The following is a 22,851-nucleotide window of genomic DNA, read 5'->3' as shown; positions in this document are numbered from 1 at the left end:
AAGCCGGGCCCCGAACGGGCTCCCAGGACAGGCACACTCGCGACCATGGGCACGCACATGCAATGGGACATCTTCTGCAAGGTCATCGACAACCACGGCGATCTCGGCGTCTGCTGGCGGCTGGCTTCTCAGCTGGCCGCGCTCGGCGAACGCGTGCGACTGTGGATCGACGATGCGACGGCGCTGAACTGGATGGCGCCCGCAGGATGCGAGGGCGTGCAGGTGATCGACTGGCTCGACCCCGCCGCGGTGCACCAGGCCGCGGCCGAGGCTGCGCCGGACGTGCTGATCGAAGCCTTCGGGTGCGAGCCCGCGCCGGAACTGATCGCTCGGTTCGCCGCGGCATCGAACGCCAACGGGCCCCGGTCCTGGATCAACCTCGAATACCTCTCGGCCGAGCCGTACGTCGAGCGCCTGCACGGCCTGCCCTCGCCGGTGTTCAGGGGGCCAGGCGCCGGATTGACCAAGCGCTTTTTCTATCCAGGCTTCACGCCCGCCACCGGTGGATTGCTGCGCGAGCCCGGCCTCGCGGAACGCCGGGCCGGGTTCGATCGAGTGCAATGGTTGGCGGCACAGCAGATTCCCTGGAAAGAAAACGAGCGCCTCGTCTCCCTGTTCTGCTACGAGCCGCCCGCGCTGGCGCCGCTGCTCACCCAGTTGGCGGAAGGCCCCGAACCCACCCGGCTGCTGGTGACGGCAGGCCGTGCCGCCAACGCCGTGAAGGCCCATTTTTCGAACATTTCGCCGGAGAACCCCTCACCTCATGGGCACGGCGCGCTATCGATTTCATACCTCCCCTATCTGACGCAGCCCGATTTCGATCATCTGCTCTGGGCCTGTGACCTGAATTTCGTGCGGGGCGAGGATTCACTGGTGCGCGCGCTCTGGGCCGGTGCCCCGCTGGTCTGGCAGATCTATCCGCAGGACGACGACGCCCACCACGCCAAGCTGAACGCTTGGCTCGACTGGCTCGGTGCCCCTCCCTCGCTTCGGCGTTTTCACCACGTCTGGAACGGGTTCGACGAGCCCCCCCTGCCGCCCTTGGAAACGCAGGGGCCGTGGCGCGAAACGGTGGTTGCAGGCCGCCAAAGGCTGCGCGACCAGGACGATCTGGTCACTCAACTGCGGCATCTGATCGCCCAAAAAAGCTAAAATAGCGGGCTTTGCGGATTTCGGCCCGGGCCCTCAGGGCCCGAGAAGCTCTTCGCCAAACCTGCCGCGGGACCTGTACCGCGGGGCCAGACACACCGGCAAGCGCGTTTCGAACGTCGCCGGATGTCACAGAAAGGCCCCGTGCACCGAGCGGCCAACATCCAGAGAACCTGTTATGAAAATCGCTCAAGAAATCCGCGCCGGCAACGTCATCATGCACGGCAAGGACCCGATGGTCGTCCTCAAGACCGAATACAGCCGCGGCGGCCGCAACTCCGCCACCGTGCGCATGAAGATGAAAAGCCTGATCGCCAACTTCAACACCGAAGTGGTCTTCAAGGCCGACGACAAGATCGACCAGATCGTGCTCGAGAAGAAGGACTGCACCTACTCCTACTTCGCCGACCCGATGTACGTCTGCATGGACGCCGACTACAACCAGTACGAAGTCGAAGCCGAGAACATGGGCGACGCCCTGAACTACCTCGAAGACGGCATGGCCGTCGAAGTGGTGTTCTATGACGGCAAGGCCATCTCGGTCGAACTGCCCACCAGCGTCGAGCGCGAAATCACCTGGACCGAGCCGGCCGTCAAGGGCGACACCTCGGGCAAGGTCCTGAAGCCCGCCAAGATCGCCACCGGCTTCGAAGTGCCCGTGCCGCTGTTCGTCTCGCAAGGCGACAAGATCGAAATCGACACGCGCACCGGCGAATACCGCAAGCGCGTCTGAGCGTTCCCGGCCCTACGGGTCGGCCACTCTCCCTGAAGAAAGGCTCCGCAAGGGGCCTTTTTCGTTTCTTGGGCACGGCGGTTGCAACGCTGCACAATCCCTCAGGTCTTCCTGTCCGAGTCCTTCATGAACAACACGCACGATCTTCACGACAAACGCCTCGCCGACGCCTGGGCCACGCTCCAGGCGCATTCCGAAAAAGGTCTCCCGCTCGATCCCGATCCCTCGCGCATCGCTTTCGCCGACCCCGAGTTCCTGCTGCGCCGCGAGACGCGCGGCATCCGCATGCAGCTCGAGTTGATGAAGCCCGACGTCGAGCAGCGCGCCCATGGCATCGAGAACACCGTGGTGGTCTTCGGCAGCGCTCGCTTTCGCAGTGAGGAAGACGCCGCCGCGCTGATCGCGCAGGCCGATGCCGCCGGCGACGCGGTGGCTGCCGAGCGCTGGCGCCGCCTTGCGCGCAGCTCGCACTACTACGAGAAGGCGCGCACCTTCGGCAAGCTGGTCGCGCAGTACAGCAATGGCAAGGAACCGCAGGACAAGCTCTTCGTCTGCACCGGCGGCGGCCCCGGCATCATGCAGGCGGCCAACCGCGGTGCGCACGAAGGCGGCGGCATCTCGGTAGGCCTCGCGATCGCGCTGCCGATGGAGGAAGAAGCCAACCCCTACGTCACGCCGGCATTGAGCTTCAAATTCCACTACTTCGCGATCCGCAAGATGCATTTCATGATGCGTGCGAAGGCGCTGGTGGCGTTTCCGGGCGGCTTCGGCACGCTCGACGAGCTGTTCGAGGTGATCACGCTGGTGCAGACGAAGAAGTCGAAGCCGGTGCCGATCGTGCTGTTCGGCTCGGACTACTGGAAGCGGATGATCGACTTCGACTTCCTGGTCGATGAAGGTGTGATTTCGCCCGGCGACGTGAAGCTCTTCGAATACGTCGACGCGCCCGAAGACGCGTGGGACTACATCAAGCGCTTCTACAAGCTCTGATCCACGCGGACGCTCAGGCGTCCGTGTCGTCGACCACGTCCGGGTGCAGCGCCTGCTCGAAGAACCGCGTGAGCGCGCGGGCGCGGCGGCGGCGGTCGGCCACCGGGTCGCCGGCCGGGCCCATGGCCACCGCGTCGTCGGCCACGCCGTGCAGCGCATTGAAGAGGATCACGGCGGTGAGCGTCGCGTCCTCAACCTCCCACACCCCTGCCGCATCGCCCTGCTTGAGCAAGCCGACGAGTTGCGTGATGACCGCGTTGTCGTTGCGCATGCGCCGGTCTTCGGGCCGGTATTCGTGGAACACCACGTCGTGCAACGCGACGTTGTCCAGGTAGGTTTCCAGGCCGGTCTCCACCCAGGCCTTCAGGCGCGCGTGATGGTTGTCGGGGCGATGACGGTCCATGGCGTTCTGCAGGCGCTCGCAGAAGGTGTCGACGAAGCGCTGTTGCAGCGCGCCGAGCATCGCTTCCTTCGACGGGAAGTACAGGTAGAACGTGCCCTTGGCCACCTGCGCGCCGGCCGCGATGTCGTCGATGCTGGTGCTGGCGATGCCCTTGGCGATGAAGAGGCGCTCGGCGGCGTCCATCAGCGCGACGGCGCGGGTTTCGGGCGCCTTCGTGCGGCGGCGCACTGCGGCGGGTGTGGCCGGTTCGGCCTCGCCTGCCGGGGTGGGATCGATGGCCGGATCGCTTCGTGTCATGGCAAATCTCGAGGAACTCGGAAAGTTCAGTCAGGAAACAGGGGTGGCGCGCACGGCGCCGATGGCCGCATGGACGGCCGCCGCATCGAGTCGGAGGCCCCGCGGGGCCAGCACGCTTTCGCGGAGCCAGGTCAGCGCATCGTCGGTGGTGACGAAGGTGCTGGCCGGCACGCCGAAGAGCTTCTCGACATTCATCTTGCTGATTTTCTCGTATTGCGCGGCAGGCACCACGCTCGCCATGCCCATCATGTGGCGGCGGATGTCCTCGCCCCGCGCCTGCAGCCACTGCTTGGCGCGCTGGGCGCTGCCTTCGGGATGGACCAGCGCGTCCGCGTCGGCGAATACGCGCAGCGAGGCAAAAGGCTCACCGCGGTCGAGCCAGCGGTTCCAGTCCTCGGTGAAGGCGTTCATGCTCTCCAACGTCTGCAGGCCGGATGAAATGCTGATGACCAGCGGCCACTGGCTGAGTTCGTGACGGATCATGGAAAGCTCCTTGGCAAATTTCGATCGAAGCCGCGCGCGCAGGCGCACGGGCACGAATGCGGCGGGCATGGTGCTGCGCAGCCTCAGGCGCGCGCCGGCAACGCGGCGGCGCGCGGCCTGACGCGCACGAGCAGCCCCGCCGCGAGGAGTCCCGCCACGCCGGCGCAGGCCATCGCGGCATGAAACCCGCCGGCGAGCGCGCCGGCCAGCAGGGTGTGCGCCGTGTCCGCGTCGAGCGAGGCCAGCGCGGCGAGGTCATGCCGCGAGACAGCTGCGACGGCCGCCTGTTGCGCATCGAGCAGCCCGGCCTGCTCGAGCGCGGTGGCCAGCAGCGCAGTCGCCCGCGTGCTCATCAGCGTACCGAGCAGCGCGATGCCGATCAGCATGCCGGCCTGGCGCAGCGCATTCATCGTGGCCGAGGCCATGCCCGAGCGCTGCGCGGGCACGGAGGCCATCACCGCCATGCTCGTGGACGGCACCGCCAGGCCCGTGCCCGCGCCGAGGAACACGAACAGGAACGCCAGCAGCAGGTAGGGCGTATCGGCCGAGAACAGCGTCAGCAGCAGCATCGAGCCGCCGATCAGCGCGTAGCCCGCGACCATCAGCGTGTGCACCTCGAAGTGCCGCGCGAGACGGCCGAACTGCGAGGCGATGAGGCCGGTCGCGACGAACTGCGGCACCAGCCGCCAGCCGGTGTCGCTGGGCGACCAGCCCTGCACCTGCTGCAGGAAGAGCGAGAAGAAGAACAGGCTCGCGTACGACGAGAAACCGAGCACGAACGAAGCGAAATTGGTGGCAGAGAAGCGCGCATCGCGGAACAGCGCGAGCGGCAGCAGCGGCCGCGCGACGCGCGCTTCCACCATCAGGAACAGCGCAAGGCCGATGGTCGCCGCGACCAGCGCGGTCGCGGCACGGCCGGAACCCCAGCCGTATTCGCCGGCCGCGATCAGCCCGTAGGTCAGTGCGCCAAGCCACAGCACACTGAGCACCTGCCCCATCGGATCTAGCGCCGCATGCTCGGGATGCGAGCTCTCACGAATGCCCCAGAGCCCGAGCCCCACGGTCAGCACGCCGATGGGCAGGTTGATGAGGAAGATGCTCTGCCAGCCCGCGTGGTCCACCAGCAGTCCGCCGAGCATCGGCCCGAGGATCAGCGACAGCGCCGTGAACGACGACCAGCCGCCGATCACCCGCGCCCGGCTGGCCGGCTCCGGAAACGCATGCGCCAGCAGCGACAACGCGCCGGGAATCATCAGCGCGCCGGCCACGCCCTGCACCGCGCGCCCAACAAGCAGCGTGGAGAGGTTGCCGGCCATCGCGCACATCGCCGAGCCCAGCGTGAACACGACCACGCCGGCGAGCCAGGCCCGCTTGCGGCCGTAGCGATCGCCGACCGGCCCCGCCGACAGGATGAAGGCCGAGAGGCACAGCGCGTAGATGTCGATCACCCACTGCAGGCCGGCCAGGTCGGTGGACAGCGCGCGCTGCAGCGTGGGCAGCGCGACATTGACGATGCTCACGTCGAGCGTGGCGATGAAGCTGCCGAGATACACCGCCGCCACGAGCGCGATGCGGCGACGCGGATCGGCTGCAGCCGGATTCTGGGAATGCATGGACGCCTTCAAGGTCGTTGAAGAAGGCGCCGATACTGACCGTGAGTCAGTTAAAAGTCAATCCAGATGAGAATTGATCTTATTTGGAGCGTGGATTTCAACCGAAGCCGACTCAGAGCTTCAAACCCCAGGTCGCCCGCGCGCCCAGCGCCAGCACCCCGCCCACGACCCAGAACACACCCGCGATCCCGATCAGCGCGCCGAGCGAACCGAACAGCATCGGCATCGCCACGCTCGAGGCATTGATGGTCATCAGCCGCAGCCCCAGCGCCTCGCCGTGCCGCGCGTGCGGGGTGATCTGGTGCAGCATGCTCATCACCATCGGCTGCACCGCGCCGAGCGCGAAACCCAGGATCACCGAGCAGATGCCCATGGTCCAGGCCGAGTCGAGCAGCGGGTAGACCGCGAACATCGCGGCCGTGACGATGGTGGAGCTCAGGATCACGCTGCGCTCGGAAGCGCGTGAGGCGATGAGCGGCAGCACCACGCGAATGGCGGCCGCGGCGATGGCGAACGCGCCGAGGATCGAGCCGATCACCGAGGCGCTGATGCCGCGGTCGTGGCCCAGCACCGGCAGCACGAAGGCGTGCACGTCCCAGCTCGACGACTGCAGCCAGTTCACGAACAGCAGGCGGCGGAACATCGGCTCGCGCAGCAGGTCCCAGGCCCGCGTCGGCACGGCGCCGGGTGTCGGCGCGGTACGCGGCGGCTCGTGCGCGCCACGCGCGAGCAGCCAGCAGAGTATCGGCAGGAAGGCCATGACCGCGAAACAGACGCGGAACGCCAGCATGTCCGCGGGCGCGCGGCCGGCGTGGTCGATCAGCATGCCGGCGAGAAAAGGCCCGACGAAATTGGCCGCCGCGGGCGCGATGGCCAGCCAGCTGAACACCCGCTTGAGCTGTGTCGCGTTGGTGGCCGAGCGCCCCACATGGCGCTGCAAGGCGATGACGGTCGCGCCGGTGGCGCCGCCAGTCAGCAGCGCCGCGATGCACATCACCGGAAAAATCGGAAAGACCAGCACCAGCCCCGCACCGCCCGAGGCCGCGAGCACCGAAAACCAGAGCGGCCGCTTGAAGCCGTGCCGGTCGGCGAATCGCCCCGCCGGCAGCGCCAGGAACACCTGGGTCAGCGCAAACAACGCGATCAGCACGCCGACCGCTGCTGCGCTGTAGCCCTGCTGCAGCGCCAGCAGCGGTGTTGCCAGGCGCATGCCGGCCATCGTGGCGTGCAGGCAGACCTGGGCGCCGATCACACGCAGCAGTTCGGAGCCTTTCACGGGGTGTCGTCGCCCTCGCTGTCGGCGGTGGGAGGCAGCAGCACCTGCGACTGGGCTTCAGGCAGCGCCTCGACCTTGCGCAGCGCGAGACGCATCTGCTTGGCGCGCGTGTCGGCCTTGTCGAGCGTGTCGGAGGCCTTGGCCACCTGCTCCTTGATGCGCGCGACCCATTCGCCATAGCGCTCGAACTCGGTCTTGACCGCGCCCAGCACCTTCCACACCTCGGAGGCCTGCTGCTCCAGCGCGAGCGTGCGAAAGCCCATGTGCAGGCTGTTGAGCATCGCGAGCAAGGTGGTCGGGCCGGCCAGCGTCACGCGGTGCTGGCGCTGGATGGCGTCCATCAGGCCGGGGCGGCGCAGCACCTCGGCGTAGAGGCTTTCGACCGGCAGGAAAAGAATGGCGAAATCGGTGGTGTGCGGCGCGGCGAGGTAGTTCTCGGCAATCGAGCGGGCCTCCAGCCGGATGCGCGCTTCGAGCGCCTTGGCGGCGAGCTCGGCGGCGGGCGCATCGGCCCGCTCGTGCGCATCGATCAGGCGCTCGTAGTCGTCGCGCGGAAACTTCGCATCGATGGGCAGCCACACCGGCGCACCATCGTCGCCGCGGCCCGGAAAGCGGATCGCGAAATCGACGCGCTGGCCGCTGCGCGGCTTGGTCTCGACCTGCTTGGCGTACTGGTCGGTGGTGAGCACCTGTTCGAGCAACGCTTCGAGCTGCACTTCGCCGAACACGCCGCGCGTCTTCACGTTGGTCAGCACGCGCTGCAGGCTGCCGACGCCGACGGCCAGCGTCTGCATTTCGCCCAGGCCCTTGTGCACCTGCTCGAGACGGTCGGCCACCTGCTTGAAGCTCTCGCCCAACCGCGCCTCGAGCGTGCTCTGCAGCTTCTCGTCGACGGTCTTGCGCATCTCGTCGAGCTTGGCGGTGTTGCTCTGCTGCAGCTGCGCGAGTTGCGTTTCCATCGTCGTGCGCACCTCGGCCAGTCGACGCGCGTTCGATTCGCTCAGGCCCTGCAGCTGGGTGTTGAGCGTGTCGGCCAGCGACTTCTGCAGCGAGGCAAGCTGCAGCGCGAAGGCGTCGAGCTGCGCGTTCTGCGTGCGCGTGGCTTCGGCGCCCTGCTGCACCAGCGACTGCTGGAAGGTGGCGAAGGCCTGCGCGGTTTCCTGCCGCGCGCCGCGCGAGTTTTCGCCGATCTCGCGGCGCAACTCGCGCTCGGTGCGCTCGTTGGCCGTGCCCATCGCGGCCAAGAGGCCCAGCACCTCGCTGTGATCGGGCTTGGGTTGCCGGCGCGCGAGCAACCAGATCACCAGCACGAGCTGGACGACCGCGAGCGCGGCCAGCGCGAGAAGAATCAATTCCGTCAGTTCCAAGGCGGGTCGCTGCGTCCGGTGTTTACTTGGTGGCTGCCGGAACCGGCGTGACGGGCGTAAGCGGCCCCTTGCCGCTGAAGTACGCGATGAGGTTGTCCGCCGCGAGGTCGGCCATCGCTCGGCGCGTGGGCACGGTCGCGCTCGCGATGTGCGGCGTGAGCACGACATTGGGCACGGTCAGCAGGTCGGGGTGGACCTTGGGCTCACCCTCGAACACGTCCAGGCCCGCCGCCGCGATGCGCTTCTCGCGCAGGGCCACGGCCAGCGCGGCGTCGTCGACGATCCCGCCGCGCGCGATGTTCACCAGCGTGGCGGTCGGCTTCATCAGCGCGATCTCGGCGGCGCCGATGGTGTGGTGCGAAGCGGGCGAGTAAGGCACGACCAGCACGACGTGGTCGGCCGTCTTGAGCAGCTCTTCCTTGCTCACGTAGCTGGCCTTGCAGTCGGCTTCGAGCGTCGCATCGAGGCGCGAGCGGTTGTGATAGATCACCTTCATGCCGAAGCCATGCGCGCCGCGCTTGGCAATGCCCTGCCCGATGCGGCCCATGCCGATGATGCCGAGCGTGGCGCCGTGGATGTCGGAGCCCGCGAACATGTCGTAGCTCCACTTCTCCCACTTGCCCGCGCGCAGGAAATGTTCGCTCTCGGTGATGCGGCGCGCGGTCGCCATGAGCAGCGCGAAGCCGAAGTCGGCCGTGGTCTCGGTCAGTACGTCGGGCGCGTTGGTGCCGAGCACGCCGTGCGCGGCCATCGCATCGACGTCGAAGTTGTTGTAGCCCACGGCCATGTTGGCGCAGATCTTCAGGTCGGGGTTCGCGTCCAGCACCGCGGCATCGATGCGCTCGCTGCCGGTGGTGAAGGCGCCCTGCTTGCCCTTGAGCTTGGCAATGAGTTGCTCTTTGCTCCAGCTCTCGTCGGACTGGTTCGACTCGACCTCGAAATGCTGCGACAGGCGTTCGATGGTCTCGGGAAAGATCGCGCGTGCGACCAGGATCTTGGGCTTGCTCATGATGTGTGCACTCAACGGAAGAAGAGGAAGGTGGAGAGGACGAACAGCGGAACCAGGATAGCCACGGACCACGCCATGTAGCCGAAGAAGCTGGGCATGCGCACGCCGCGGCTCTCGGCGATGGCCTTGACCATGAGGTTGGGCGCGTTGCCGATGTAGGTGTTGGCGCCCATGAAGACGGCGCCGGCCGAGATGGCCGCCAGCGTGCTCGCGTAGGTGGTCATGAGCGCCGCCGGGTCGCCTCCTGCGGTGTTGAAGAACACGAGGTAGGTCGGCGCGTTGTCCAGGAACGAGCTCAGCACGCCGGTGGCCCAGAAGTACATCGCCGGGTCGGGCTGGCCGTCGGCGCGCGTCACGGCCGAGACGATGGCGCCGAACGGGCCTTGCGTGCCGGCCTTGAGCATCGCGATCACCGGGATGATGGTCAGGAAGATGCCCGCGAACAGCTTCGCCACCTCGGCCATCGGCTCCCATTCGAACTGGTTGTCGGCATGAACCTTGGGCGAGGTGAACTTGTACGAGACAAGGGCGATCAACAGCAGCCCCACGTCGCGCACGAGCCCCGGCAGGCCCACCTCGGTGCCGAATACGTCGAAGCTGACCGGCGATTTCCAGAAGCCGCTCAGCAGCACCAGCGCGACCACGCCGCCCAGCAGCCAGAAGTTGGCGGCGCCGTCGAAGCCCAGGCGCTGCGTCTCGGCCGTCGTCGGCGTCGGGTCGACGGGGAGCACGCCTTCCTTGCGGTAGTAGTGGCGATCGATGGCATAGAACAGCGCCAGCAGCACGGCCAGGATGAAGATCGTTTCGACGAGGATGTTCTGCGCGGTCCAGAAGAAGCCCACGCCCTTGAGAAAGCCAAGGAACAGCGGCGGATCGCCCAGCGGCGTGAGCGCGCCGCCCGCGTTCGAGACGATGAAGATGAAGAACACGATCACATGCACCTTGTGCACGCGGTCGTCGTTGGCGCGGATCAGCGGCCGGATCAGCAGCATCGAGGCGCCGGTGGTCCCCATGAAGCTCGCGAGCACCGCGCCGATCGCGAGGATCGCCGTGTTGAGCCCGGGCGCGCCGCGCAGGTTGCCGCGGATGTGAATGCCGCCCGCCACGGTAAAGAGCGCCGTAAGCAGGATGATGAACGGGATGTACTCGGCCACCAGCGCATGCACCAGCTGCACGCCCGCCAGGCCCGCGCCGTAGATTGCGGCAAAGGGCAGCAGGAAGGCCAGCGCCCAGGCCGCAGAAATCTTGCCGTAGTGGTGGTGCCAGAAAGACGGGGCCAGCAGCGGCAGCAGCGCGATCGACAGCAGGATGCCGGCGAACGGCACGCCCCAGAGCGGCGAGAGCTGGGCGCCGTCGAAGTCCGCGGCCGTGGCCAGCGCCGGCGCAAGCAGCAGCGCCAGCAGCCCGAACCGGGGGACCCGCCTCATGCCTCGATCTCGAACACCTGGCGCAAATACGCCAGGTATTTTTCGTCCTCGCACATGTTCTTGGACGGCGTGTCCGACAGCTTGGCCACCGGCTGGCCGTTGCAGTTGATCATCTTGATGACGATCTGCAGCGGCTCGTAGCCCAGGTCGTTGGTGAGGTTGGTGCCGATGCCGAAGGCCAGCTGGCAGCGGCCGCGGAACTGCTGGTAGAGCTCGATGGTCCGCGGCACCGTGAGGCCGTCGCTGAAGATCAGCGTCTTGGTGAGCGGATCGACCCGGTTCGCCACGTAGTGCGCCAGCATGCGCTCGCCCCACTGGAACGGGTCGCCGCTGTCGTGGCGGGCGCCGTCGAAGAGCTTGCAGAAGTACAGGTCGAAGTCGCGCAGGAACGCACTCATGCCATACACGTCGGACAGCGCGATGCCCAGGTCGCCGCGGTATTCGCGCGCCCAGCTCTCGAAGCCGAAGATCTGGCTGTCGCGCAGCCGCGGGCCGAGCGCCTGGCAGGCCTGCAGGTATTCGTGCGCCATGGTGCCCAGCGGGATGAGGCCCAGCTTCATGGCGTACAGCACGTTGCTGGTCCCCGCGAGCTGCGGCAGCCGGGCGCCCGGCTTGGCCTGCATCGACGGCGGCGTGACGGCGCCGAGGCGCGAGTTCAGGGTGCGCAGCACCTCTTCGTGCCAGTCCTTCGAGAAGCGGCGGCGCGTGCCGTAGTCGGCAATCTTGAGGTCGGCGAGGCCCGCGTCCTGCAGTTGGGCGATCTTGGTCTCGAGGCGGCGGCGGCCTTCCTCGATGTCGGGCTTCTTCTGCGTGTTGCGAAAGTAGACCTCGTTGACGATGGCCAGCACCGGGATCTCGAACAGGATGGTGTGCAGCCACGGCCCCTGGATGCGGATCTCGAGCTCGCCCGAGGGCTGGGGAATGATGTTGATGTACTTCTCGTTGAGCCGGAAGAGGCCCAGGAAGTCGACGAAATCGCTCTTGATGAAGCGCATGGACCGCAGGTAGGCCAGTTCGGCATCGCGGAATTGCAGCGAGCAGAGGCTGCGCACCTCGTCGCGGATCTGGCCCGCGAACTGCGCCAGGTCGACCCCGGGGTTGCGGCACTTGAAGCGGTACTCGACCCGGGCGCCCGGGAAGTGATGCAGGACGACCTGCATCATCGTGAACTTGTAGAGGTCGGTGTCGAGCAGGCTGTGGATGATCATGGTCGTCGTCGGTGCGCGGTGTCTCAAACTTTTCGGCGTCCGCTCGATTATCACGGGCAGCGTCGGCCTCTGCCTACGGGGGCTGCACAGCACGTCCTACCGGCAGGGCGAATCGCTCACGAGACATTGATTTCACGGCGGCAACACGGTCCGCCGAATCAACCTCTCAAGGAGATTCGCAATGAACAAGGACACCATCGAAGGCAACTGGAAACAGCTCAAGGGCAAGGTCAAGGAGCAATGGGGCAAGTTGACCGACGACGACTTCGACGTCATCGCCGGCAAGCGCGACCAGTTGCTCGGCCGCATCCAGGAACGCCACGGCATCAGCCGCGACGAAGCCGAGAAACAGGTCAAGGACTGGGAATCGCGCGACGGCCGCACGGCCGATTCGCTCTGGTTCGAAAAGTCCTGATCAAGAGCCTGCGGGCGTGTCCCGCAGCACTTACCGAATTCAACAACCTCGAAGGAAAACTCCAATGAAAAAACATCTGCTCATGCTCGCCCTCGCTTCCACCTGCTTCGTTGCCACGCAAGCCAGCGCAATGACCGGTGACGAACACAAGGTCGCGAAGGAAAAGATCGAGGCCGACTACAAGGTCGCCAAGGCCCAATGTGACACGATGAAGGACAACGCCAAGGACGTCTGCCAGAAGGAAGCCAAGGGCAAGGAAGACGTGGCCAAGGCCGAACTGGAGCAGCAATACAAGCCGAGCGACAGCAATGCACGCAAGGTTGCTGAAGAGAAGGTGAAGGCCACCTACGAAGTCGCGAAGGAAAAGTGCGACGACCAGAACGGTGCGGCCAAGGATGCCTGCGTGAAGCAGGCCAAGGCTGACGAAGCCCAGGGCAAGGCCGAAGTCAAGGCCATGAAGAAGGCCATGTAAGGCACTGCGGCCCGATCGGTCGATCGGCCGTACGACAAAAGACAACGGCGCCCTCGGGCGCCGTTCTTCTTGGGGCTCAGGCTTTCAGCGCGTCGACCACGCGCTGCAGCGCCTCGGGCAACGGCACCGGTCGCTGCGTCTCGCGGTCCACGTAGACGTGAACGAAGTGGCCCTGCGCGGCCGCGGTGTCGGAGCCCTCGGCGAACAACGCGATTTCATAGCGCACGCTGGAGCGCCCTGCCTGCGCCACGCGGATGCCGGCCTCCACCGTTTGCGGAAACGCGATCGGCGCGAAGTAGTTGCATTGGGTCTCGACCACGAAGCCGATGGCCCGGCCCTGGTGGATATCGAGCGCGCCGCGTTCGATGAGAAGGGCATTCACAGCCGTATCGAACCAGCTGTAGTAGACGACGTTGTTGACGTGGCCGTACATGTCGTTGTCGGCCCAGCGCGTCGGGATGCTGCGGAACGCGCGGTAGCTGCTGCGGGAATTCGGCGTGGGTTTGGCGGCGGAGGAGCTCATCGCGCGGCATTCTGCCAGCGGCGCCAATAGTCGAAGGCCACCCGGAAGGTGCCCAGTTGCACCTGCACGGTCTCCCCGATGTCGCTGGCGTAGCCGCCGGCCATGGCGAAGGCCACGGGGATGCGGCGCTGCCAGGTCCAGTCGAACACGCGCCGGTCTCGCGCCTCCAGGCCGTCGAAACTGAGTTTCAGGCGCCCGAGACGATCGCGCTCGAAGGGGTCGGCGCCGGCAAGGTAGATCACGAGGCCAGGGGAAAAGCGCCGGTCGAGTTCGTCCAGGGCGTGCTCCAGGGCGGTGAGGTAGTCGGCATCGCCGCAGCCATCGGGCAACTCCACGTCCAGGTCGCTGGCCTCCTTGCGGAACGGAAAGTTCTTCTGGCCGTGCATCGAGAGCGTGAAGACGCTCGGGTCGCGGCGAAAGATGCTGGCGGTGCCATTGCCCTGATGCACGTCGAGATCGATCACCGCGACCTTGAGCTGCCGGCCGCTGCGGCCGTGCTCTGCCTGCATCAGCCGGGCCGCCACGGCTGCGTCGTTGAAGACGCAGAAACCCTCGCCCTTGTCGGCATAGGCGTGGTGCGTGCCGCCCGCCATGTTCGCCGCGATGCCGCCGGCGAATGCGGCCCGGCAGGCGGCGATGGTGGCGCCGGTGGAGCGGCGTGAGCGCTCGACCATCGCCTCGCTCCACGGAAAGCCGATCTCGCGCATCGCCTGCGGGCTCACGCTGCCGTCGCTGATGGCGGCGATCCACTGCGGGGTGTGGGCCAGCGCGAGTTCGCCGTCGCTGGCGCGGGGCGCCTGGTCCATCTCGACGGCGGGCAGGTGCTCCTCAAGGCGGTCGCGCAGCAAAGCGTAGCGCGACATGGGAAAGCGATGCCCCGGCGGCAGGGGCAACACGAACTGGCCGGAATAGAAGGCGCGCATGCCCCGCATTCTGCGATGCGGGCCCGTTTTAGAAAGTGACCTCTAGATTGCTGCACAGCAGCAAAAACCCCTTGATCGCAAAACTCAGCTGCCTATACTTGAGGCCATGCTGCACCGCAACAAAGACGACGAGGCGCAGCGCAACGTGAATAGACCACCATCCCTTCTGGAGATCCCAAATGGCCCTGACCGCTGACCAAATCCTCGCCGCCCAAAAAGCAAACCTCGAAACCCTGTTCGGCCTGACCACCAAGGCTTTCGAAGGCGTCGAGAAGCTCGTCGAACTGAACGTGACCGCCTCGAAGGCTGCCCTGGCCGAAGCCGCCGGCACCGCCCAAGCTGCACTGAACGTCAAGGACGCGCAAGAACTGCTGACGCTGCAAGCCAGCCTGTTCCAGCCCTTGGCCGAAAAGACCGCCGCCTACAGCCGTCACCTGTACGACATCGCCCAAGGCACCGGCGCAGAATTCTCCAAGGCTTTCGAAGCCAAGGCCTCTGAAGCCCAGCAAGCCTTCGTCGGCCTGGTCGACAGCGCTTCCAAGAACGCACCCGCTGGTTCGGAAACCGCCGTTGCCGTCCTGAAGAGCGCCGTGGCTGCTGCCAACAACGCATTCGAATCGGTCCAGAAGGCTGTCAAGCAAGCCTCCGACGTCGCCGAAGCCAACTTCAACGCCGTGTCGACGCAAGCCGTCGCCGCCGCCAAGACGGCCACCGCTTCGCGCAAGCGCTAAGCACTGACCACCACCAGTTGTCTCCTTGGGTCCTCACGGATCCAATTCAGGGGCCTCATCTTCGGATGAGGCCCTTTTTTTGGCCCGGCGAGCCTCTTCGATAATGCCGGTCTTATTTCAGGAGACTCTTCATGCAGATCGACGGCAAGGTTTTTATCGTGACCGGGGGCGCTTCGGGCCTCGGCGAAGGCGCGGCGCGCATGCTGGCCGCGAACGGCGGCAAGGTGGTGATCGCCGACATGCAGGCTGAAAAAGGCGAAGCCGTCGCCAAGGAAATCGGCGGCGTGTTCGTCAAGTGCGACGTGAGCCAGGAAGCCGACGGCCAGGCCGTCGTTGCCGCGGCCACCAAGCTCGGCAAGCTGGTCGGCCTCGTCAACTGCGCCGGCATCGCGCCGGCCGAGAAGACCGTGGGCAAGAACGGCCCGCACGCGCTCGCCGTGTTCAGCAAGACCGTCACGATCAACCTGGTCGGTAGTTTCAACATGATCCGCCTCGCCGCCGACGCGATGAGCAAGAACGAGCCCGAAGCCACCGGCGAACGCGGCGTGTTGATCTCCACCGCCTCGGTCGCAGCCTACGACGGCCAGATCGGCCAGGCCGCCTACAGCGCCTCGAAGGGCGGCGTGGTCGGCATGACCCTTCCCATCGCCCGCGACCTCGCGCGCAACGGCATCCGCAACATGACCATCGCCCCCGGCATCTTCGGCACGCCCATGCTCTTCGGCATGCCGCAGGAAGTGCAGGACGCGCTGGCGGCCAGCGTGCCCTTCCCCTCGCGTCTGGGCACGCCCGAGGACTACGCCAAGCTCGCCAAGCACATCATCGAGAACGACATGCTCAACGGCGAGGTGATTCGTCTGGACGGAGCGATTCGACTCCCTCCACGCTGACACCCGGCACCGCAGGCGGCACTGCGGTGCTGCCGGTGCGGTCCAGCCGCTCGTACTGGGCGATCACCTGCGCGCCCAGCAGCACGAGCGTGGCGGCGATCTCCAGGCTCAGCAGCACCACGATCGCCGTGGTGAGCGAGCCGTAGACCACGTTGACCTGCGACAAGGTCGAGAAATACCAGATCAGCACCCGCCGCGTCGCTTCCCACAGCAGCGCGGCGGTCACGCCGCCGAGCAGCGCGTGGCGCAACGACATACGGCCGGCCGGCATCACGAGGTAGAGCGAGGTCAGCATGAAGATCTCGCCGCCCAGCCCCAGCAGGTACAGCAGCAACCCCGACACGCCCGATAGCGACCAGCTGCGCCCCAGCAAGTCGACGCTTTCCTGTCCCACCAGCTGAAGCGCGCCCGACACCAGCGTGACCAGCAGCAGCCCCACGCACAGGCAAAGGATGTAGACGTAGGGCATCGCCACCGAAACCAGGAAGTGGCGCTTGTGGTCGGCCTTTCGGTGGTGAAAGATCACCGCCATGGCGCTCTCGAGGATGCTGAAGGCCAGCGAGCTGAAGAAGATCATTGTCACCAGCAGCACCGGCCCCATCACGTCGCGATGGTCGAGGAAGCTCGACAGCTCCGTCACGATCGCCTTCGATTGCCCCGGCAGCAGCCATTCGAGGTACCGACCGATGGTGCGCAGCAGCTCGGCCTGTTCGATGATGTGCGACATCGCGATCACGCTCACGATCAGGAGCGGCACGATGGATAGCAGCGCGTAGTACGCCACTGCCCCCGCGAGCAGCAGCCCCTGGTTGGCGCGAAAGGCCTTCAGCGCGTCCCAGATGAATCGGAGCGGGTGCCGCAGCAGCGGCGCGGCGTGGTGCAATGGGTTGGGCGTCGTCATGCGTTGGGAAATCCGGATCGCAATCAGTATGCCGTCCCACCGCCGGAGGCCGGCCGCTTGCGTATGATTTGCCGCTCTTCGCCTACATGACCATCCCCGCTTCATTCATCCAGGAACTCATCGCGCGCGCCGATGTGGTCGAGATCGTCGGCCGCTATGTGCAGCTCAAGAAGGCCGGCGCCAATTTCATGGGGCTGTGCCCCTTCCACGGCGAGAAATCCCCCTCTTTTTCCGTCAGCCCGACCAAGCAGTTCTATCACTGCTTCGGCTGCGGGGTGCATGGCAACGCCATCGGTTTTCTCATGGAGCACGCGGGCATGGGCTTCGTCGAGGCGGTGCACGACCTGGCCGGCCAATATGGCTTGCAGGTGCCCGAGGACGACGCCTCTCCCGCCGAGCGCGCCCGCGCCGCCAGCCAGCGCCAGAAACAGGCCACGCTGACCGACGTGCTCGAGAAGGCCGGCGAGTCGTACCGCAAGTCGCTGCGACAGGCGCCCGGTGCCATCGAATACCTCAAGGGCCGGGGCGTCTCCGGCGAGGTGGCCAAGCAGTTCGGCATCGGCTATGCGCCCGCGGGCTGGCGGGCCCTCGCCAGCGTGTTCCCCGACTACGACGATCCGCTGCTCGCCGAGAGCGGCCTGGTGATCGTCAACACCGAAGACGGCCAACTCGAAGCGAGCGAAGCCAAGCGCTACGACCGCTTCCGCGACCGCGTGATGTTCCCGATCCGTAACGTGAAGGGCGAGTGCATCGGTTTCGGCGGGCGCGTGCTCGGCGACGAAAAGCCCAAGTACCTGAATTCGCCCGAAACGCCCGTGTTCAGCAAGGGCCGCGAGCTCTACGGCCTCTACGAGGCGCGCGCCGCCTTCCGCGACCGCGGCTATGCGCTGGTGACCGAGGGCTACATGGACGTGGTCGCCCTCGCCCAGCTCGGCTTTCCGAACGCGGTGGCCACGCTCGGCACCGCTTGCACCACCGAGCATGTGCAGAAGCTCTTCCGCTTCACCGAATCGGTGGTCTTCAGCTTCGACGGCGACGCCGCCGGCCGCCGCGCCGCGCGCAAGGCCCTGGACGGCGCCCTGCCCTATGCCACCGACGTCCGCAGCATCAAGTTCTTGTTCCTGCCGGCCGAGCACGACCCCGACAGCTTCATCCGCGAACACGGCGCGGACGCCTTCGCCCGCTTCGTGACCGAGGCCACGCCGCTGTCGCGCTTCATGCTCGAGGCCGCCCGCGAAGGCTGCGACCTGACCACCGCCGAAGGCCGCGCCCACATGACCAGCAACGTGCGCCCGCTCTGGAGCGCGATGCCGGACGGCGCACTCAAGCGGCAACTGCTGAGCGAGATCGCCACTCTGGTGCAGCTCGATGCGGCGGCGCTTTCGGATCTCTGGGCCTCCACGCCTGGCCCGCGCAAGGCAGCGGCGCCGCCCGCGCCGCGCCACAGCGAGTCGGGGGATGACGATGGCGGCTACCCGGACATGCCGCCGCCCATGGAATACGAAGCGCCCCGCTATGAAACCGATAGCAAGCCGCGCAAATTCGTCAAGGGCAAGCGCTGGGGTAGCAAGTTCGAAGAGCCCATCGAGCCATTGCGCGGCCGCGGCAAGCCCCCGAGCCGGCCCGACGTGGCGGTGCGGCTGTTGCTCTCGAACATGGCGCAATGGGATGCACTCTCGCATGAGCTGCACCTCATGCTGTGCGACCTGCCCGGCACGCACGGAGCGCTCTTCACCTGGCTCGACAGCCAGCTGCACGAGCACGGCGTGCAACCTTGGGCGGCGCTGCGCGAAGGCATGAGGGGGCTGGATTTCGAATCACTGGCCGAGCGCCTCATGAACGTCGCCGACGCCGCCCCGGTCCCCGAGGGCGAGGAAGAACAGCACCTGGCTGACGCCGCCAAGGAGCTTTCGAGCGTGCTCGACTTCATGCTGGACGATCGCCTCAAGGCCCAGCAAAGCGAGGCCATCGCCGCGGTCGGAAAAGACCCGAAAGCCCTGGAACGCTACAAGGCGCTCGAGGCGCGGCGGTTGGAATTGCGCAACCGCCTGAGTCCGCGCGGTTCAGAAACTGCTTGAAATTTGTGCAATACGCTATAATGTAGGGCTTCGCAACTGGCGAAATCAGACAAGAGCGACAGCAGCACCTCCGGGCCGACCCCCTAGCGCAACGCACTCCAACGGTAAATTCCGGCGGAAAGGGTCAATAACCGCAAGGACTGCACACCAAATGTTCGCCCGACATCTTGTCTGCTGAGGAATTAATTCCTCTTTCCCAATTGTTTTATGTCCGTGCCTGTGCGCGGGCTGTGGTGGCGCTGCCCGAATGGCGGTGCGCCTGTGATTTCCGCTTGTCCATTCTTGTCGTAACGAGGTCGTATGCCCAGTTCAAAGAAGCCTGCTATTTCACTTGCCAAGAGCGTCGCCAAAAAGCCTGTCGCAGAGAAACCGTTGAAAGCCGGCAAGACGCCGGCATCTAAGACGGGTGCCGCCGCGTCCAAATCGGCGCCCGCAACGAAAGTGAAAACCGTGCCCACGAAAACGACCACCCTCGACGATCCCAAGAAAATCGCCGCTCCCGCCGCCAAGAAAGTCGGCCGTCCGCCCAAGGCTGCCGGTGCCGCCGCACCTGCCACCGGCGCCAAGCGCGGCCGCAAGCCCAAGGCCGGCAATGAAGCCGCCGAGAGCGACATCGACCTGTCGGACATCGAGGAAGACTTGGCCGGCGACGAGCCGGCGGTTGCGACGACCACCGAAGAAAAGGTCAAGCCGCTGCGCATGAAGATCAGCAAGGCGAAGGAACGCGCCTTGATGAAGGAGTTCGGCCTCGACGAGACCGTGCTCTCCGAAGAAGACCTGGCCAAGCGCCGCTCGCGCCTGAAGACCCTGATCACGCTGGGCAAGACCCGCGGCTACCTCACGCACGGCGAAATCTCCGACCACTTGCCCGACAAGCTGGTCGACGCCGAGACCATGGAAGTCGTGGTCACCATGCTCAACGACATGGGCGTGGCGGTGTACGAGCAGACGCCCGATGCCGAAACCCTGCTGCTGAACAACACCGCGCCCACCGCCACCACGGTGGAAGAAGCCGAAGAAGAAGCCGAAGCGGCCCTCTCCACGGTGGACAGCGAATTCGGCCGCACCACCGACCCGGTCCGCATGTACATGCGCGAAATGGGCACGGTCGAGCTGCTGACCCGCGAAGGCGAAATCGAAATCGCCAAGCGCATCGAAGGCGGCCTGATGGCCATGATGGAAGCCATCTCGGCCTCCCCCGCCACCATCGCCGAGATCCTGCGCCTGGCCGCTGAAATCCGCGAAGGCAAGGTCGTCATCTCGACCATCGTGGACGGCTTCTCGAACCCCAACGAGGCCGACGACTACGTGGCCGAAGAAGACTTCGACGAATTCGACGAAGAAGACGACGACGACGGCAAGGGCGGCTCCAAGGCCCTCACCAAGAAGCTCGAAGAACTCAAGCGCGAAGCGCTCGATCGTTTCGACCGCATTGCCGGCCTGTTCGAGAAGGTCCACAAGATCTACGACAAGGAAGGCTACGGTACGCCCGCGTACGTCAAGGCCCAGGAGGCCCTGTCCGAAGAACTGATGACCATCCGCTTCACGGCCAAGACCATCGAGAAGCTGTGTGACCTGGTGCGCACGCAGGTGGACGACGTTCGCAAGAAGGAACGCGAACTGCGCCGCATCATCGTGGACAAGTGCGGCTTCCCGCAGGACGAATTCATCCGCGACTTCAGCGGCTACGACAAGAACGGCAACCGCATCGCGTCGAACCTGCTGAACCTGAAGTGGGTCGAGAAGCAGGCCGCCGCCGGCAAGCCCTGGAGCGCCGTGCTCGCGCGCAACATTCCGCCGGTGCAGGAACTGCAGCAGCGCCTGACCGACATCCAGTCGCGCGTGGTGGTGCCGCTCACGCAGCTCAAGGACATCAACAAGCGCATGAACGAAGGCGAATCGTCTTCGCGCGATGCCAAGAAGGAAATGATCGAGGCCAACCTGCGTCTCGTGATCTCCATCGCCAAGAAGTACACCAACCGCGGCCTGCAGTTCCTCGACCTGATCCAGGAAGGCAACATCGGCCTCATGAAGGCGGTGGACAAGTTCGAATATCGTCGCGGCTACAAATTCTCGACGTACGCGACGTGGTGGATCCGCCAGGCCATCACCCGCTCGATCGCCGACCAGGCGCGCACCATCCGCATCCCGGTGCACATGATCGAGACGATCAACAAGATGAACCGCATCTCGCGCCAGCATCTGCAGGAGTTCGGCTTCGAGCCCGACGCCGGCATCCTGGCCGCCAAGATGGAGATCCCGGAAGACAAGATCCGCAAGATCATGAAGATCGCCAAGGAGCCGATCTCGATGGAAACCCCCATCGGCGACGACGACGATTCGCACCTGGGCGACTTCATCGAGGACAGCAGCAACACGGCCCCCATCGAGGCCGCGATGCAAGCCGGCCTTCGCGACGTGGTCAAGGACATCCTCGACTCGCTCACGCCGCGCGAAGCCAAGGTGCTGCGCATGCGCTTCGGCATCGAGATGTCGACCGACCACACGCTGGAAGAAGTCGGCAAGCAGTTCGACGTGACCCGCGAGCGCATCCGTCAGATCGAGGCGAAGGCGCTGCGCAAGCTCAAGCACCCGTCGCGTTCGGACAAGCTGCGCAGCTTCATCGACACGCTCTGAGCCCAGGGCTCTGTCCGGCACCCGTGCCGGACAGGCTCAAAAAAGGCCCGGAACCGCACTTGCGGTCCCGGGCCTTTTTCTTTGGTCGGTACGCCGATCTTCCTCAGAGCGCCGCGAGCCCTTCCACCAGCGCTTCCCGGTCCAGCTTGCGCTGCTCGCCGCGCGACCACGAAAAGATGTCGTAGCCGTTGCTGTAGAGCACCGTGCCGTCCGGTGCGAGATCGAAGTGCGCCACATGCGAGGCGACCACACGCGGGCTCGCGCGGCGGCCTTCCTGCGCGATCAGCTGCCACGAGCCCGGCACCAGATTGCCCGCGTACTGCGGGTCGCTCCGAACCTTCGACAACTCGATCATCCGTCCGTGCAGCCACAGCTTGCCCAGGTCCTGGTCGAGCTCGGGCGTGCGCGGGCCGCCGGCCGAGCGCAGCGGCTCCTTGCCGTAGATCATCGAGAAGAAGTTGAGGTAACCGAAGACTGCCTTGCCCAGGCGCAGCGGCATCATCAGCGTGTCCTTGATCGCACCGCCGGCGCGCTCGTGCGCCGGCTTTTCCACCGGGCGGCGGATCGCGTAGAGCGTGCCGTCGGCCGCGATGCGCGGAACGATGTAGTCCCATTCGGGGTCGTCGAGCAGGCTGTCCATCTGGGCGCTCTTGTAGTCGAGCCAGTTCACCGTCGAATGCGCCATCGCGACGACGACGCCGTTCTCGGGGTGCCGCGCCACGCCGCACGTCTGGTAGACCAGCGTCGAGGGCGCGCCCGGCATCGCGGCCGGCGCGGCGTCCACCGCATCGCCGCCGGTGACCGCCCCCTTGGCATTGCCCTCCTCGTCGAACACCTCCAGTTGAGCGGTCCCGTCGGGTTGCCCCACGGCCAGCACCACGTGACGGGTCTCGGGCACGTAGGTCATGCCGAGGATCGGCGTGTGCTGCCGGTGAAAGAGCCGGATCTCGCGCTTCTCGTCGAGCTCGTAGCGGAACAGACCGATGCTGCGCCCCACGCTCAGCACGTAGTAGATGGTGCGCGGCCCGCTACGGCAGACGTGCTGGAAGCGCGCCGGCGCCATCGCGCCGCCCGGCCCGCCGCGGCCCCACAGCGCGGCGCCCGAGAGCATGCCCTTGGATTCCTCGCGCTCGGCGTGCTTCCAGGAGGTGGTGCGGCGGCTGTTGGCCTCGCGCTGGATCAGCTCGCGCGCGAACGGCGATTCGATCTGCACCGGCGCGGCTTCGCCCCCGCGCAGCCACAGCTCGCCGCGGGTGATCGACAGAAACTCCTGAATCATTCCTCGTCCCTTCTTGTTTCTTCAATGCACGCAGGCGCGCAGTTTAG

21 protein-coding genes are annotated in these 22,851 nt (G+C 66.1%); 9 read left to right on the top strand and 12 right to left on the bottom strand.

Annotation, left to right across the window (positions count from 1 at the left end; translation table 11 throughout):
- The first annotated feature begins 45 nt into the window (after positions 1-45).
- The 3 genes from earP (at position 46) to ACSFA7_RS01175 (ending at position 2,872) form a co-directional block, all read left to right on the top strand.
- Positions 46-1,152, top strand: a complete 1,107-nt coding sequence (earP, locus tag ACSFA7_RS01185) for an elongation factor P maturation arginine rhamnosyltransferase EarP (protein WP_435497701.1) — start codon at positions 46-48, stop codon at positions 1,150-1,152.
- A 175-nt stretch (positions 1,153-1,327) separates the two neighbouring features.
- Positions 1,328-1,882: an elongation factor P gene (gene efp, locus ACSFA7_RS01180; protein WP_007830687.1), complete on the top strand. Its 555-nt coding sequence runs from the start codon at positions 1,328-1,330 to the stop codon at positions 1,880-1,882.
- A 126-nt stretch (positions 1,883-2,008) separates the two neighbouring features.
- On the top strand, positions 2,009-2,872 hold the full coding sequence (locus tag ACSFA7_RS01175; protein ID WP_435497700.1) for an LOG family protein: 864 nt from the start codon (positions 2,009-2,011) through the stop codon (positions 2,870-2,872).
- A gap of 13 nt (positions 2,873-2,885) precedes the next feature.
- Here the strand turns inward: ACSFA7_RS01175 and ACSFA7_RS01170 are convergent, their stop codons facing one another.
- From ACSFA7_RS01170 to pncB, 8 genes are all read right to left on the bottom strand, one after another.
- The gene (locus ACSFA7_RS01170) at positions 2,886-3,572 is read right to left on the bottom strand and encodes a TetR/AcrR family transcriptional regulator (RefSeq protein ID WP_435497699.1); all 687 of its coding nucleotides are present in this window, start codon (positions 3,570-3,572) and stop codon (positions 2,886-2,888) included.
- Positions 3,573-3,602: 30 nt separating this feature from the next.
- Positions 3,603-4,055: a hypothetical protein gene (locus ACSFA7_RS01165; protein ID WP_435497698.1), complete on the bottom strand. Its 453-nt coding sequence runs from the start codon at positions 4,053-4,055 to the stop codon at positions 3,603-3,605.
- Between the two features lie 83 nt (positions 4,056-4,138).
- Complete coding sequence (locus tag ACSFA7_RS01160; RefSeq protein WP_435497697.1) at positions 4,139-5,668, bottom strand: DHA2 family efflux MFS transporter permease subunit; 1,530 nt, start codon at positions 5,666-5,668, stop codon at positions 4,139-4,141.
- 112 nt (positions 5,669-5,780) lie between these two features.
- Positions 5,781-6,944: an MFS transporter gene (locus ACSFA7_RS01155; RefSeq protein ID WP_435497696.1), complete on the bottom strand. Its 1,164-nt coding sequence runs from the start codon at positions 6,942-6,944 to the stop codon at positions 5,781-5,783.
- A complete protein-coding gene (locus tag ACSFA7_RS01150; protein WP_435498870.1) occupies positions 6,941-8,305 on the bottom strand; it encodes a DNA recombination protein RmuC in 1,365 nt (454 codons plus the stop codon). Before ACSFA7_RS01150 ends, ACSFA7_RS01155 begins: the two co-directional genes overlap by 4 nt.
- Before the next feature lie 28 nt (positions 8,306-8,333).
- Complete coding sequence (locus tag ACSFA7_RS01145) at positions 8,334-9,320, bottom strand: 2-hydroxyacid dehydrogenase (protein ID WP_307508957.1); 987 nt, start codon at positions 9,318-9,320, stop codon at positions 8,334-8,336.
- Between the two features lie 11 nt (positions 9,321-9,331).
- The gene (locus tag ACSFA7_RS01140) at positions 9,332-10,747 is read right to left on the bottom strand and encodes a sodium:proton antiporter (protein ID WP_435497695.1); all 1,416 of its coding nucleotides are present in this window, start codon (positions 10,745-10,747) and stop codon (positions 9,332-9,334) included.
- A complete protein-coding gene (gene pncB, locus ACSFA7_RS01135) occupies positions 10,744-11,955 on the bottom strand; it encodes a nicotinate phosphoribosyltransferase (protein ID WP_435497694.1) in 1,212 nt (403 codons plus the stop codon). Before pncB ends, ACSFA7_RS01140 begins: the two co-directional genes overlap by 4 nt.
- Before the next feature lie 181 nt (positions 11,956-12,136).
- Between pncB and ACSFA7_RS01130 the strand changes: the two genes are divergently transcribed.
- Together ACSFA7_RS01130 and ACSFA7_RS01125 are read left to right on the top strand one after the other, a co-directional pair.
- Entirely contained in the window at positions 12,137-12,370 is a 234-nt protein-coding gene (locus ACSFA7_RS01130) for a CsbD family protein (protein ID WP_176658504.1), read from the top strand.
- A gap of 64 nt (positions 12,371-12,434) precedes the next feature.
- Entirely contained in the window at positions 12,435-12,842 is a 408-nt protein-coding gene (locus tag ACSFA7_RS01125; RefSeq protein ID WP_435497693.1) for a hypothetical protein, read from the top strand.
- A 76-nt stretch (positions 12,843-12,918) separates the two neighbouring features.
- On the opposite strand, the gene ACSFA7_RS01120 is transcribed toward ACSFA7_RS01125, so the two are convergent.
- Positions 12,919-13,365 carry an acyl-CoA thioesterase gene (locus ACSFA7_RS01120; RefSeq protein WP_435497692.1) on the bottom strand — a complete coding sequence of 149 codons (447 nt, stop codon included), beginning with the start codon at positions 13,363-13,365 and terminating at the stop codon, positions 12,919-12,921.
- Positions 13,362-14,297 (bottom strand): histone deacetylase family protein, encoded by a 936-nt coding sequence (locus ACSFA7_RS01115; protein ID WP_435497691.1) that lies wholly within the window; start codon positions 14,295-14,297, stop codon positions 13,362-13,364. The genes ACSFA7_RS01120 and ACSFA7_RS01115 overlap by 4 nt, the downstream gene beginning before the upstream one ends.
- Positions 14,298-14,467: 170 nt before the next feature.
- Here ACSFA7_RS01115 and ACSFA7_RS01110 point away from each other — a divergent pair, with 170 nt between their 5' ends.
- Positions 14,468-15,019 (top strand): phasin family protein, encoded by a 552-nt coding sequence (locus tag ACSFA7_RS01110; protein ID WP_013540389.1) that lies wholly within the window; start codon positions 14,468-14,470, stop codon positions 15,017-15,019.
- Between the two features lie 131 nt (positions 15,020-15,150).
- Positions 15,151-15,909 (top strand): 3-hydroxyacyl-CoA dehydrogenase, encoded by a 759-nt coding sequence (locus tag ACSFA7_RS01105; protein WP_435497690.1) that lies wholly within the window; start codon positions 15,151-15,153, stop codon positions 15,907-15,909.
- On the opposite strand, the gene ACSFA7_RS01100 is transcribed toward ACSFA7_RS01105, so the two are convergent.
- Entirely contained in the window at positions 15,857-16,810 is a 954-nt protein-coding gene (locus ACSFA7_RS01100) for a YihY/virulence factor BrkB family protein (RefSeq protein ID WP_435497689.1), read from the bottom strand. The genes ACSFA7_RS01105 and ACSFA7_RS01100 overlap by 53 nt on opposite strands.
- 86 nt (positions 16,811-16,896) lie before the next feature.
- Between ACSFA7_RS01100 and dnaG the strand changes: the two genes are divergently transcribed.
- Together dnaG and rpoD are read left to right on the top strand one after the other, a co-directional pair.
- A complete protein-coding gene (gene dnaG / locus ACSFA7_RS01095) occupies positions 16,897-18,888 on the top strand; it encodes a DNA primase (protein ID WP_435497688.1) in 1,992 nt (663 codons plus the stop codon).
- Positions 18,889-19,188: 300 nt separating this feature from the next.
- Entirely contained in the window at positions 19,189-21,525 is a 2,337-nt protein-coding gene (rpoD, locus tag ACSFA7_RS01090; protein WP_435497687.1) for an RNA polymerase sigma factor RpoD, read from the top strand.
- A 103-nt stretch (positions 21,526-21,628) separates the two neighbouring features.
- Here rpoD and ACSFA7_RS01085 read toward each other — a convergent pair whose 3' ends face one another.
- On the bottom strand, positions 21,629-22,804 hold the full coding sequence (locus tag ACSFA7_RS01085) for a hypothetical protein (protein ID WP_435497686.1): 1,176 nt from the start codon (positions 22,802-22,804) through the stop codon (positions 21,629-21,631).
- Positions 22,805-22,851: the final 47 nt, after the last annotated feature.

The organism is Variovorax trehalosi, from assembly GCF_051216415.1.
GTDB lineage: Bacteria > Pseudomonadota > Gammaproteobacteria > Burkholderiales > Burkholderiaceae_C > Variovorax.
This window is presented reverse-complemented; position numbering and strand designations above follow the sequence as displayed.